Genomic DNA, 12,914 nt, shown 5'->3' on the forward strand with positions numbered 1-12,914 from the left:
GCCGGAAGGAACACACAAGCTCATGCCCATGGCCAAACGGCTGAAAGGAGACTCTCATGTATGAACGGTCAAGATCCGACACAATAGTAAAACCTCCCGAAAACAAAGAGGTGCCTGTCCCTGGCAGGCAGATAATGGGAGATGCCCCCACAGGGCTGATTTTCGATATCCAGGGCCACTCCGTACACGACGGCCCCGGCACCCGGACAACGGTGTTCATGAACGGCTGCCCCCTTCAATGTATCTGGTGCTGCAACCCCGAAGGATTGTTCAGGACCCCGGTCATCATGTATAAACAAAGCAAATGCGTCTGCTGCGGCAATTGCGTTGTCTCCTGTCCCTACGGCTCCCCCAGGGTCAACCGCCGGGGAGAACTGGAGTTCAACAGGAGTCTGTGCGATACCTGCACCACCCATGAGTGCCTGGAGACCTGTTACCACCAGGCACTGGAATTGAGCGGCACCGCATACACACAGGACGCACTCATGGCCATCCTCCAGCGGGACCGGCAGTTCTGGGGCGCCAGGGGCGGGGTGACCTTTTCCGGCGGGGAGCCCCTGATGCAACGCAGCTTCATCCCTGGCATGCTCAAACGGTGCAAAAAGGCATATATCCATACCTGCGTGGAAACCACCTCCTGTCTGCCCACCGACTATTTTCTTGAAGTGATGCAATTTGTGGACTGGGTCTTCACGGATCTGAAACATATGGACGCAAACCGGCACAGGGCGCTGACTGGGGTGAACAATCATCTGATCCTGAAAAATATTGAAGCCCTGGCGAAGATGCCGGGATGGGAGGGGTTCATCGTTCCCAGAATACCTGTGATTCCGGGTAGAAACGACGGGGATGAGAATATCGAGGCCACCGCCGACTTTATCCGTTCCATCGGCCTTGACCTTATTAATATCCTTCCTTTCCACCGTCTGGGGGAATCCAAGTACCGCCAGCTGGGCCGGAGTTACCCCTTCGCCGACCAGACGCCCCCCTCCGAGGAGAAAATGGCCCATATCAAGGGCATCATTGAATCCAGGGGGCTGGCCTGTTTTATCGGATATGACACCCCTTTTTAGAAGGAAAAACAATGACACCCAAAGAAATATTGATCCGGGAGATTATCGGAAAGGAAGAGGCCATGTTTTTGGCCGTAACACCCTCTGAACCCGCATCCTGCCAGGAAATGGTAAAAACCTTCAGGAGGATGCGGGAGATGAGTCATTGGGTATGGCCGGAGCCGGTGCTGGAATCCATTCTTCAGGACCTGACCCGGGCGGAATACGCCGGAAGAAACCTGATGACTGAAAAATACGCCTGCATGGAAAACAAATTATATAGAAGGCCAAAGCCGCTGATCAATGAAATTATCGCCATTGAAACCCGATGGCATAGCGCAGTGCGCAGAAAATACCCCCTGACATTCAAGGCCAGGGGAGACCAATTTGAAACCTATGCCTCCTGTGAATTTGCAACCTATTCCCGGGAAACCATTGAAGGGATATACGCCGCCCTTACCCTTGCACTGTCAGAAAAACGGAACCTGGTAGAGGAGCGCTACACCCACCTGTTCAAAGCCCTTGGACTCAATTCCATTGACCAGATGGAGGAAGAGATGAAAAACCGGTAAAACGGCCGGCCGGATTTCTTATGGAAACCGCACGGGTTCTCCGGTTCAGGCATCCATCAACCCGTAGAGATGCATTTTTTTGTACAGCAGGGCCCTGGATATTCCCAGGGCCTTTGCCGCCCTGGACCGGTTGGCATTTGATGTGACCAGGGCCTGGGAAATGGCGGTTTTTTCGGTCTGGGAAACAAGATGCCTCAGCTGGTACCGACTAACGGCGGAAGCGTCGGAGGGTTCCTGGCCTGCCAGAAGTGTCCGGGCATGTTCGGCCGTGATGGACGCCTGGGGTACAAGAACCATGAGGCGTTCCAGAACATTTCTCAACTCCCTGACATTCCCCGGCCAGTCATAATTCTGGAACAGATTCATTGCCTCATGATCTATACGCTTATGATAGATGCCGTATTCCTCCTCCAATTGTTTCCACAGGAAACGGATCAGCTGGGGGATATCCGTGGGCCGCTGCCGTAAGGGAGGGATATGGATGGTAATGACATTGAGCCGGTAAAAGAGGTCCTTGCGGAATTTCCCCTGCCGGACAAGCTGCTCCAGGTCTTTATTGGTGGCCGCTACGATCCGAACGTCAACATTGTATATCTTTTCACCGCCCACCTTATCAATGGTCTTTTCCTGCATGACGCGCAGAAGTTTGGCCTGGGAGTTAAGGGGCATCTCACCGATTTCGTCAAGAAAAATGGTGCCGCTGTCCGCAAGTTCGAATTTTCCCTTTTTCCCCTGTTTTTTCGCCCCGGTGAATGCCCCGGCCACATATCCGAACAACTCGGATTCAAACAGGCTTTCCTGGATGGCCGAGCAGTTGAGCATGACAAAGGGCCCCGCATTCCTTGAACTCATATTGTGTATGCTTTGGGCAAACACCTCCTTACCCACCCCGCTTTCGCCCAGCAGGAGCACGGTGGCCTTGGAGGCCGAGGCCCTTATGGCCATCTCCTTGGCCTTGTGGCTGATTTCGGAATAGGCCACCATGGACTGAAAGGTATAGCGGGGATGGTAAAAGGACTCCCTGTTGCTGTTCAACCGGGTTTCAAGATTGGAAATTCTTCGGGTCAGCTCTTTTACCTTGCAGGTATCTTTGAACCTGATCTTGCCGGCAATACCGACACACCGGTCGGCCACCATAATGGGCATACGGGACACCACATATTTATGGCCGCCGATGAACTGGATCTGGTCCACTTCCGCCACCCGGGTCCTGGCAACGATATGAAGCCGGGTATTTTCTATCACCTCGGTGACGTGTTTCCCCAATGCCTGGATTTTTGGAACACGGTAGATCTGTTCAAAGCTTTTGTTCGCATAAATAAGGACCCCGTCCATATCCACCACGACGAGGCCCTCGGCGGCAATGGCCATCACTTCTTCCACAACCTTCTCGGATTCAAAAATGCTTTTGATAAACGTCGCCTGTTCCTTTTCCATTCTTCCTCCCCAAAAATCGGATTCACACAGGAACTTTCCCAAAGATGCCGCCATTGATACTAATTCCAGGTATCCATATCGATCTCAAGCTCTATCTCGCCGGTCCCGGGCGTCACGGTTCTTTTGAACCCCAGTTTTTTGCCCAGGCTGAGCATCTGCCGGTTTTCGCTGAGCACCAGGCCGTATACCCGTTTAAGGCCGGCTTTGCGGGCAAAGGCCAGGCAGCGTTTGAGCAGGGCTGCACCGATGCCCTTTCCCTGCCAGGAATCGGCCAGCATGATGGCAAATTCACCGGCACCGCCGCCGGCAAAAATAATCCTGGCCACCCCGATGATCTTCTCCCCCGGTTCCGGCGGACTGACGGCCACCAGGGCCACCTCTCGGTCATAATCGATCTGGGTGAGCCGGATCAGCATTTCCTTTGAAAGCTGCTTCAGGGGCGAAAAGAACCGGTAGTATACGGTCCTGGGGGAGAGCCGTTCAAAAAATGCCATCATGGCACCGGCGTCTTCCGGACGCACCGGCCGGATAAAGATGTCATCCTTGTCCGCCGTGGTAAAGGAGCGCTCCTGCCAAGCCGGATAGGGGCTGATGATCAGATGATCCGGGGACTGCACCGGTGTAGGCCTCACCCTGATCCGGGCATCCACCGCCACAAGCTGCCCCCGGGAAACAGCAAGGGGATTGATGTCCAGGGCCTGGATTTGGGGAAAATCCGTTACCAGCCGGGAGACACGGATCAGAATATCCTCGGCCAGGGCCGGATCCACGGCCTTGAACTGACGGAATCCTTCCATTACCCGGGAAATCTTTGTGGCGTTCACTGCCCTTGAGGCCAGGGCCGGGTTCAGGGGAGGCAGGGCCAGGGCCGTATCCCTGTGGATTTCTGTCATCACCCCGCCCATGCCGAAAACCATCACCGGCCCGAATTGTTCATCCAGCTTAGCCCCCACAATAATTTCATACTCCGGCGACGGCACCATGGCCTGAACGCTGACCCCGTGAATCCTGGCCTCGGGAAATGCCTCAGCGGCCGTTTCCATCATCCGGTCATAGGCCCTTTCCACCGCCCCAGCGGAATCCAGATTCAGGCAGACCCCGCCGGCATCGGATTTATGGACAATATCCGGTGAGGTGATTTTCAAGGCCACGGGAAAGCCGATCTCCCCTGCCCTTTGCACGGCATCGGCCCGGCTTCCGGCAATCAGGGTCCGATTCACAGGGATGCCGTAACAGGAGAGCACCGCCTTGGCGTCGGCCTCGCTTAAAAAGGTCCCTTCATCGCAAAGGTATCCACCGATAATCCGACCTGCCCCGGCGGGATCGACCTTGCGGTTGATGTCCCGGCGCACGGGAATCTCGTGCAAAAAATCGATATTCCTGCCATACCGGTAAAGGCCGGCAAAGGCACGCACCGCCTTTTCAGGAGCGTCGTAGGTTACCCCGCCCATTTCATTGAGCACCCGGCGGGCCTCATCCATCCGGGTCCCCCCAACCCAGGCGGTAAACACCGGGCAGTTCACCGTTTTCAAAAATTCCGCCAGGGGGCGGGCCAGATCCACGGGCCTGAAAATACCCACAGGGGAATGGATCAGCAGCAGGCCGTCAACCTCCGGTGCCCGGGCACAGATATCCACGGCCCGGATAAACTGCCCGGGAGATACGTCCCCCAGGAGGTCAACGGGATTGGACCGGCTCCATTCCTTTTCAATGCTCTCGTCCAGTGCGGCAACGGTATCCGGGCTCAGCTCTGCCGGTTCAAGCCCGCAGGCAACCAGGGCATCCACGGCCATTACACCGGGACCGCCGGCATTGGTAACGATGACCAGGCGCCGTCCCCTGGGCCGCTGCTGCCGGGCCAGAATCCGGGTATAGTCAAAAAGCGCTTCAAAGGTATCCACCCGGAGAATGCCGGCCCGGTCAAAGGCCGCATCGTAGACCGCATCCTCCCCGGCCAGGGCCCCTGTATGGGAGGCGGCGGCCCTGGCCCCGGCAGTGGAGCGGCCCGTTTTGAGGCAGATGATAGGCTTGACCCGGGAGACCGCCCTGGCCGCACTCATGAAATTCCGGACATGGGTCATGTTCTCCATGTACATGATGATACTGTCCACGGTTTTCAAAGAACCCAGAAAATCGATCATATCGGCAAAATCCACATCCAGCATGGAGCCCAGGCTGACAAAATGGCTGAATCCCACCTGTTCCCGCCGGGCCAGGTCCAGCACGGAGGTGCATACGGCCCCGGACTGGGAAAGAAATGCAATACGGCCGGGCAAAGGAAATTCCTGCATAAAACTGGCGTTCAACCCCTTTTGGGTATGGGCCATGCCCACGCAGTTGGGCCCGATGATACGGATACCTGTCCGCCGGGCAGCCGCCTTGATCCGCGCTTCGATCTCACGGCCCTTGACACCGGTTTCCTTTCCTCCGGCCGAAAGCACCACGGCCCCGGCCACGCCTTTTTCACCGCAGTCGGCAATGATCTGGGGGACCTGGATGATGGGGGCGGCCACCACGGCAAGATCCACGGACCCGGACAGATCAAGAACGGATCCGGCTGCCGGGATGCCCATGATATCAGAATAGTTGGGGTTGACCGGAAAGATATCCCCGTCAAAGGTACCTGTAATGAGATTCTGCATCAGTGCTTCGCCGACCCGGCCTTTTTTCTCGCTGGCGCCGATGACGGCAACGGAGCCGGGACTGAACATTTTCAATAGATTCTGTGTACCCATCCTTCCCTCCTTATCTCTGAAGTTTGTAAACCAAGGGTTTCAAGATACATGCCAGAAATTTTTCTTTGTCGCCCGGGTGATGCCGACCCTAGTAAACACGGCACTAAACCACCAGGTTGCCCCCATCCATAAACAGGGTTTGGCGTGCCCTGCACTGTCTGCTTTCTTTACACCCTGGAAAACGCCAAAGGCTTTTTCAGCCGGTCTCGGCCAGTCATAGGAAGCTGGAAACCGCTTCCAGTCCTGGGTATCAGCATTTTCAAACCGGGTGTGGCACACCTGTTGCTCATCTCCTCTACCGAGACCCATGATTTAACCTAAGGAGGTGAATATGATAATCAAAGACTGGATGAGCAATCCCCCCATCACCATTGACCGGGACGATACCCTTATGGAAGCAGACAAACTGCTGCGCACCCGGCTTATCTCCATGGTACCGGTGATGAAAGGGGACCAAATCGCAGGTATCGTCACCGACGGGGACCTGAAAAAAGCCATGCCCTCGGAGGCCACCACCCTGGACAAATTTGAAATGCGCAGCCTGATGGATTCCATCAAGATCCAAACCATTATGTCCAAGCGTCTGGTCACGATTCCCTGGAACCATACCGTTGACGAAGCCGCAGGCCTCATGCTGTCCAACGGAATCTCCGGCTTGCCCGTCATGGGACGGGACGGCCACATCGTCGGCGTCATAACCAAGAGCGATATCTTCAGATGCTTTGTTTCCTTTACCGGGGTGGCCGCCAACGGACAGATTTTCGCTTTTAAACTCAGGGACCGGCCCCGGGCCATCAAAAAGATTCTGGACGCCATCACCGCCGCCGGCGGCCGCCTTGCCAGTGTTCTCACCTCTTATGATGATATTGAACAGGGCTTTAAAAAGCTCTTTGTCCATGCTTACGACCTTGACCCCGAACAGTTCAGCCGCCTGGCCGGGGTATTCCATGAATCCGGCCAGCTGGAGTATGTGGCCGACCCGCCAAAGGATTACAGGAAATTGATATAAAAAAACGGCCGGGCAGGTTGAACCTGCCCGGCCAAACGTTCATTTTTTGTTTTACATGAAAGATCAGATTTAATTCTTTCACGATAGATTGCGGGCCAGCACGGAAAAATCCCGGACCGGCCTTCGTCCGTCACTTTTTGGTAAGGGGCCGGCCCCTATCTTTCACCTCCCCTGCATCTGCGGCCTGGGTAACGACAACCTCCGCCTTTACAACGTCCTTATCTTCCTTGGCATAGTGGATCTCTGCACCGGTGACCAGAACGATCATGACGGTTCCGAGAATGACGCTCAGGGATACGGGATCAATAAACGCACGAGCCGAAGATACCGTTCCGAATACCGCCACAGCCAGAATAACCATCAGAATCACAAGTTTTTTCTTCATCATAGCTCCCTCCTTTTATGGAATCATCCACACCGTCATTTTCCTTGCCCCGTGCACCACTTTCCAGGGCACCCTGCCGATATTAAAATCAGATACCGTTGACATTCCCTTTCGACCGAGAACAATGGTATCGCAGTCATCTGCCAGTGCCGTTTCAACGATTGCGCCGGCCCTGCTTTTTCCCCCTTTTATCACCCTCCGGGTAATACGATTGTCCCGGAACCCGGCATCCAGAAGTACCTTACTGGCGTACGCCTGGGCCTTCTCCACAATGGCCGCCCCATTGGCCTCCCATTCCCGGCTGCCGTCACAGGGCCCGCAGAAATCCCTGATCACCGAGCCCAGCACAAATCGGCACCCCGACCCCTGCAGGGTCCGGGCGGCAAACGCAACGGCCCGCTCCGACCCGGCTGAGCCGTCAACGGCCAGGAACAGGGTATGGGTCAGCTCCCGGACCCCGGCTAAAATCAGGGGGACATCCACGGCCTCTTCAATGAGTTTGGTGGACACACTTCCCAGGGGAACCGGAAGAACCGCTTTTGCCATCCCCCGCCGCCGGAGCACCAGGCCATGATATCCCTTCCTGGCCTCGTCCAGAATATCCCGGGCAACGCCCCGGTTCCGGTCCCGGATCTCTATGCGGACCCGCTCGGGGGGGAATCCGCAGGCAATCAGTTTAACCCGGGCCTTTTTCATAAAAAATTCCATCCGTTTTCGGGCTCCGCTCTCCCAGGCCAGACTCCGGACGACCGAATCCCGGCTGAAGGCCTCTGAGCACAGGTCATAATAGTATTCCGGCACCCGATTCATCACGTTTAACAGGACGACGACCTTATCCCGGTAGGGCCTGAAGGATGATATATATTGAATGGTTTTCATGGATTTTTCTTCACCGTCAACGGCTACAAGCAATGTATTTTCATTCATGTCCCCTCCTTTCCATGGTGTTAAGACTGGGGAACGGCGCCGGGGTGGTAATCAGAATGCGGTTCCCGCTTAGCAAAATAGAGAGCAACTGCCGTGCCAGGATCAAGCTACGAAGCAAATCATTGAAATGACAGGCAAATCAACAAAGTACCACCATACAAAAGGAAAATACTAAAGACAGTCCCCTTATCAGGGTGTAAAGAAAAACGACAGGCGGGGTCCCTGCCTAACGAAGAATCCGGGTCGAAGAGACCGTATCGATCCCGTATTTGTCCATTTTGGCATGGAGGGTGGGACGGGAGATGTTCAGGAGCCTGGCCGCCTGGGAGCGGTTGCCGTTGGAGAGTTCCAGGGCCTCTTCCACGGCCATGGACGAAGCCGTATCCACAAAATGCTCAAAGCTGTGGTTGGCCGCCGGATCGGTGAGGCTTTGGCGAATCCATTGGCGCAGGGCATCGCCCTCGTCCGGGCCGAATGCCGCTTTTTCATCCGGAGATTTACGGATAATCTGGGCAAGATCGGTGACGGAAACCGGATTGCCCCGGTTGAAGATCAAGACCTTCTGGATAAGGTTGGAGAGTTCCCTGACGTTGCCCGGCCATTCATACCGGCACAGCAGGTCCATGGCATCCTCCCGGATACCGGGATTATCGATTTTCAATTCATGGGAAAAACGGGCCAGGTAGTGGGCGGTAAGGGATTGGATATCCCCGGTCCGTTTCCTCAGGGGCGGCAGTTCAATGGTCACCACCTTGAGCCGGAAGTAGAGGTCCTCCCGGAAGGCCCCTTCGGCAATGGCGGTTTTGAGATCCTTGTTGGTGGCGGCGATGATCCGAACATCCACGGGGATGGTTTCGTCCCCCCCCAGGCGCTCAATGCACCGCTCCTGGAGAAGCCTCAGGATCTTTGCCTGGATGGATATGGGCATATCTCCGATTTCGTCCAGAAAAACCGTTCCCCCGTCGGCCTGTTCTATCTTGCCGATGTGGCGGCGGACGGCGCCGGTAAACGCCCCTTTTTCATAGCCGAACAACTCGCTCTCCAGCAGATTTTCCGGGATGGCCACACAGTTGATGATGGAAAAGGCTTTGTCCGACCGGATGCCGTGCTGGTAGACGGCACGGGCCACCAGTTCCTTGCCCGTGCCCGATTCGCCCTGGATCAGCACCGTGGCGTCGGTCTGGGCCACCCGGCCGATGGATTTGTACACCTTCTGCATCCCGGAACTCTGGCCCACGATGGCATCCTGGGAAAAGGTTCTGGGTTCGGCATCCACCTGGACCGGAGTCCGCATGCAGTAACCGGCGTCCACGGCCTGGATGATCATGGCCAGCATCTCCGGCACGTCAAAGGGTTTGAGCAGGTAATCGAAGGCCCCGGCCTTGATGGCCTCTATGGCCGTCTCCGTGGTGCCAAAGGCCGTGACGATGATCACCGGCAGAGTGGCGTCAATTTTCTTAATGGCCTTGAAGGCGTCTATGCCGTTGATGCCGGGCAGGCGCACATCCAGGATCACCAGGTCCAGGGGGGTGGTTTCAACGATCTCCAGGCCGGCCTCCCCCGAGGCCGCGGAAACCACATCGTAGCCTTCCTCCCTGAGCAGGTTGGAAAAACTGGTTCTCAGCTGGTCGTCATCGTCAATGATGAGAATCTTCGCCATAGGCCACCTCCCCTGCGGGCAGGGTGATGGTGAAACAGGCCCCCTGCCCCTCCGGGCTGTCCAGGCAGAGGCAGCCCCCGTGTTCGCTGATAATATTGAAACATATACTCAACCCCAATCCCGTCCCCTCGTCCTTGGTGGTGAAAAAAGGGTTAAACACCTGGTCACTCATCCCTTGGGGAATTCCCGGACCGGTATCCTGGATGCGGATCACCGCCGCCTCCCGGGCGCTGCCCGTTTCCATGGATTCGGTGATGGTAATGCGCCCGCCCTGATCCATGGCTTCGCAGGCATTGATGATAATATTGGCCAGCGCCTCCTTGAGCTGGCCTGAATCCAGCAGTATGTCCTGCAACGGCTGCCGGCGGACAATCTGCACGGTCACGTTGTAAGATTTCAGGCGCTGCTCCAGCAGCCGAAGGGTATTGTCCACCACCTGTGAAGGACTCTGCAGTTTCATGGTCAGTTTGGGGGGGCGGGCAAATTCCAGGAAATTTTCCAGAATCTTATTGATATGACCGATCTCGTTGGAAATCACATTGATATTCTCCTGCTGGACCGGGGAGACGTCCCCGGACCGCCCCAGGGAAAAGAGCCGCATTTTAATGGAGGTCAGGGGATTCCGGATGGAATGGGCCGTGCCTGCGGCCAGTTTGCCCACCAGGGCCATTTTTTCCGACTGCATCAGGGTCTCCCTGCTCCGCTTCAGCTCGGCATGGGTCTGCTCGGCATTTTCGATAAGGCCGTGGACGCTGTTTTTGAGGGCGGCCATCTCGTTGCCAAAGGGCCGCCCCGCCCCCATCCGGTCCGCCTCTTCCGCCAGTTTCCGGATGGGCTCCAGAATGTGGCAGGTGAAAATATAGTTGATGAGCAGGCTTAAAAGCACCACCGTGACGATGGCCAGAAGGGCGATATACCTCAGCCGCTTGGCATCGGTATGGCTGACGGTGACGGCGTGGTCAATGTTCTCCTTGTGGAAGGTCTTAAACTTTTCGCAAAGATCGAATATCCTGAAAAAACTGGCCCTCACCTCCTTGTGCAGGGCGGCACCTGCGCCGGGATCCCCCTTTTCATAGAGCCTGAGCACCCGGTCCTTGGAGGCAATATAGATGGCATACTCCTTTTCGATCCGGGCCAGCGCTTCTTTTTCCCAGGGCTCCTCCACCAGGGGCTTGGCCCGGGTCATTTCCTTCTGGAACGCCGACTGGAATCCGGACAGCTGCCGGAGCCAGTCAGGGTTCTTGTCCAGAAGATAGTAGGAAAGATAGCCTTTCTGGTTGAGCAGGGAGGTTTCAAGGGCTTCGGCGGCCTGGTACACCGGGATGTGCCGTGCCGTGATGCCGGCAAAAAGGCCTTCGGTTTTATAGGTGTACCAGATCATGGACACGGCACCCATCACCGTAATCCCCAGCAGAACGGCATTGGCCAAATATACCCTCTGTTTCAAACTCAATTGCGCTTCTCCTTTCTATCCGTGCTCATACCACAAACCTGCCACGGAGGAAATCAAATATCACCGCTGCGGCGGAGCAAGAGTCTGACCTCGGCCTTCCGGATCCGTTCTTCCTGCTCTTCCTTGCGCTTCCGGGCATTGTCCACCTTGGTATTAATTTCCTCAAAATCCGCGGGTTTCATGAGGTAGTCAAAGGCCCCGGACCGCATGCCCTCCACTGCGGTTTCGGTAGAGCCGTGGCCGGTGAGCAGGATCACCTCCACAAGGGGATGGGCCGCCTTGATTTTTTTCAGGGTTTCAATGCCGTCCATGCCGGGCATGCGGATATCCAGCATGACCACATCCACGGGGGTACGGTCGAGAACCTCCAGGGCCTCTTCACCGCTGTAAGCCGTGGACACGTTTTCTCCCTGGTTGCTCAGCCTCAGGGAAAACATCTCCACAAAATCTTTTTCATCGTCAACTATGAGAATTCTAACCGGTATTCTTATCATTCTTATCTCTCCTTTATATCCTCTTTATCCGGATGCCACTCGGGCAGGCAGACCGTAAATTGGGTCCTCCTGCCGGGCCGGCTTTCAACGCTGATGCTGCCCCCGAGGTTTTCCATGATCCTGTGCACCACAAAAAGCCCCAGGCCCGTCCCCTTATCCGAACCGTTATCTATGGATTTGGTGGTGAAAAAGGGATCAAAAATCCTTTCCATGTGCCCGGCCTCTATGCCGGATCCGTTGTCACCGACCGCCAGACAGACCGCCTTCCCCGATCTTGAGAGGGAAAGGCGGATCTGACCGTTGAAGGACACGGCGTCCACGGCGTTTTCCAGCAGGTTGATCAATACCTGGCGGAGCTGGAAGGGATCGGTGTGCATCATCATTTCGCCCGGGGACGCCGTGTCCCACTCAACGGATACCTTTTTGGCCTCGGTCCTCTGCTTCACAAGCCCGAGGGTATCTTCTGCCAGCAGGCGGATATCCACCTTTGAAAGCCCGGCCCCCTTTTTCCTCACATAGCCCAGAAGCTGGTGGGTGATCCGGCGGGCCCGGTCAACACTTTTCTCTATCTTTTCAAGCCCCTTAAAAAGCATGGCCTTGTCAGGAATCTGTCCTTGGCCCTCTAAGACCTGACGCATGAAGCCTGCGGATTCATTGATCACGGCCAGGGGATTATTAATTTCATGGGCAATGCCCGTGGACATGGTGCCCAGCGATGCCAGGCGCTGGGTGTGGATCATCCGGTTTTCCATACGCCGCTTATACTGCCGGTCCCGTTCCCGGGCCGCCTCCAGCTGCCGCAACGCCCTCGCCTGGCGAATTTTTCCGGCCAGATGGTCAATCTCCACGGGTTTGGACAGGTAGTCAAAGGCCCCGGCCTTTATCCCTGCCACCCCTTCGGCAATGGCGGCATCGCCGGTAAGAAAAATGACCTGGATGTCGGGATAACTTTCATGGACAGCCCTGAAGGTTTCCATGCCGGACATGCCCGGCATTTTCATGTCAAGCACCACCACATCTATCTCTTCTTTGGCCAGAAAATCCAGGCAGGAAGCCCCGTCCCGGGCCTGGGCCACGGCCAGATTCCGCCGGGTCAGGCGCCGGGCCAGGGACTGGCGGTAATTATCCTCATCGTCCACCAGCAGAACGCGGGCGGTCTTGTCTACGGTTTTGCCCTTAATGTTCTCCAT

The 12,914-nt window shown here is 56.1% G+C and carries 12 protein-coding genes; 3 read left to right on the forward strand and 9 right to left on the reverse strand.

The features are described from left to right. The first annotated feature begins 56 nt into the window (after positions 1-56). Positions 57-1,073 (forward strand): glycyl-radical enzyme activating protein, encoded by a 1,017-nt coding sequence (locus HUN04_01875; GenBank protein WDP88555.1) that lies wholly within the window; start codon positions 57-59, stop codon positions 1,071-1,073. Positions 1,074-1,084: 11 nt separating this feature from the next. Next, positions 1,085-1,624, forward strand: a complete 540-nt coding sequence (locus HUN04_01880) for a DUF4125 family protein (GenBank protein WDP88556.1) — start codon at positions 1,085-1,087, stop codon at positions 1,622-1,624. Between the two features lie 45 nt (positions 1,625-1,669). Here the strand turns inward: HUN04_01880 and HUN04_01885 are convergent, their stop codons facing one another. From HUN04_01885 to HUN04_01895, 3 genes are read right to left on the reverse strand one after another with little or no spacing between them, the layout of a single operon-like run. Beyond that, positions 1,670-3,061: a sigma 54-interacting transcriptional regulator gene (locus HUN04_01885; GenBank protein ID WDP88557.1), complete on the reverse strand. Its 1,392-nt coding sequence runs from the start codon at positions 3,059-3,061 to the stop codon at positions 1,670-1,672. A gap of 59 nt (positions 3,062-3,120) precedes the next feature. After that, a complete protein-coding gene (locus HUN04_01890; GenBank protein WDP88558.1) occupies positions 3,121-5,796 on the reverse strand; it encodes a bifunctional acetate--CoA ligase family protein/GNAT family N-acetyltransferase in 2,676 nt (891 codons plus the stop codon). A gap of 39 nt (positions 5,797-5,835) precedes the next feature. Then, a complete protein-coding gene (locus HUN04_01895) occupies positions 5,836-6,105 on the reverse strand; it encodes a hypothetical protein (GenBank protein ID WDP88559.1) in 270 nt (89 codons plus the stop codon). Positions 6,106-6,127: 22 nt separating this feature from the next. Here HUN04_01895 and HUN04_01900 point away from each other — a divergent pair, with 22 nt between their 5' ends. Continuing rightward, on the forward strand, positions 6,128-6,805 hold the full coding sequence (locus tag HUN04_01900) for a CBS domain-containing protein (GenBank protein ID WDP88560.1): 678 nt from the start codon (positions 6,128-6,130) through the stop codon (positions 6,803-6,805). A gap of 130 nt (positions 6,806-6,935) precedes the next feature. On the opposite strand, the gene HUN04_01905 is transcribed toward HUN04_01900, so the two are convergent. From HUN04_01905 to HUN04_01930, 6 genes are all read right to left on the reverse strand, one after another. Further along, positions 6,936-7,193 (reverse strand): hypothetical protein, encoded by a 258-nt coding sequence (locus HUN04_01905; protein WDP88561.1) that lies wholly within the window; start codon positions 7,191-7,193, stop codon positions 6,936-6,938. Positions 7,194-7,205: 12 nt separating this feature from the next. Next, positions 7,206-8,117: a universal stress protein gene (locus HUN04_01910; protein ID WDP88562.1), complete on the reverse strand. Its 912-nt coding sequence runs from the start codon at positions 8,115-8,117 to the stop codon at positions 7,206-7,208. A gap of 226 nt (positions 8,118-8,343) precedes the next feature. Beyond that, positions 8,344-9,777, reverse strand: coding sequence for a sigma-54-dependent Fis family transcriptional regulator (locus HUN04_01915; protein WDP88563.1), 1,434 nt, complete (start codon positions 9,775-9,777; stop codon positions 8,344-8,346). Further along, positions 9,755-11,230 carry a histidine kinase gene (locus tag HUN04_01920; GenBank protein WDP88564.1) on the reverse strand — a complete coding sequence of 492 codons (1,476 nt, stop codon included), beginning with the start codon at positions 11,228-11,230 and terminating at the stop codon, positions 9,755-9,757. The genes HUN04_01915 and HUN04_01920 overlap by 23 nt, the downstream gene beginning before the upstream one ends. Before the next feature lie 53 nt (positions 11,231-11,283). Continuing rightward, positions 11,284-11,724, reverse strand: a complete 441-nt coding sequence (locus HUN04_01925) for a response regulator (protein WDP88565.1) — start codon at positions 11,722-11,724, stop codon at positions 11,284-11,286. 2 nt (positions 11,725-11,726) lie between these two features. Next, positions 11,727-12,914: a response regulator gene (locus HUN04_01930; GenBank protein ID WDP88566.1), complete on the reverse strand. Its 1,188-nt coding sequence runs from the start codon at positions 12,912-12,914 to the stop codon at positions 11,727-11,729.

Origin of the sequence: Desulfobacter sp. (assembly GCA_028768525.1) — a bacterium.
Classification (GTDB): domain Bacteria; phylum Desulfobacterota; class Desulfobacteria; order Desulfobacterales; family Desulfobacteraceae; genus Desulfobacter.

Bases quoted from the DNA above. Each gene is read 5' to 3' on its own strand.
- HUN04_01875 (WDP88555.1), top strand. From the start codon at position 57: ATGTATGAACGGTCAAGATCCGACACAATAGTAAAACCTCCCGAAAAC.
- HUN04_01880 (WDP88556.1), top strand. From the start codon at position 1,085: ATGACACCCAAAGAAATATTGATCCGGGAGATTATCGGAAAGGAAGAG.
- HUN04_01885 (WDP88557.1), bottom strand. From the start codon at position 3,061: ATGGAAAAGGAACAGGCGACGTTTATCAAAAGCATTTTTGAATCCGAG.
- HUN04_01890 (WDP88558.1), bottom strand. From the start codon at position 5,796: ATGGGTACACAGAATCTATTGAAAATGTTCAGTCCCGGCTCCGTTGCC.
- HUN04_01895 (WDP88559.1), bottom strand. From the start codon at position 6,105: ATGGGTCTCGGTAGAGGAGATGAGCAACAGGTGTGCCACACCCGGTTT.
- HUN04_01900 (WDP88560.1), top strand. From the start codon at position 6,128: ATGATAATCAAAGACTGGATGAGCAATCCCCCCATCACCATTGACCGG.
- HUN04_01905 (WDP88561.1), bottom strand. From the start codon at position 7,193: ATGATGAAGAAAAAACTTGTGATTCTGATGGTTATTCTGGCTGTGGCG.
- HUN04_01910 (WDP88562.1), bottom strand. From the start codon at position 8,117: ATGAATGAAAATACATTGCTTGTAGCCGTTGACGGTGAAGAAAAATCC.
- HUN04_01915 (WDP88563.1), bottom strand. From the start codon at position 9,777: ATGGCGAAGATTCTCATCATTGACGATGACGACCAGCTGAGAACCAGT.
- HUN04_01925 (WDP88565.1), bottom strand. From the start codon at position 11,724: ATGATAAGAATACCGGTTAGAATTCTCATAGTTGACGATGAAAAAGAT.
- HUN04_01930 (WDP88566.1), bottom strand. From the start codon at position 12,914: ATGGAGAACATTAAGGGCAAAACCGTAGACAAGACCGCCCGCGTTCTG.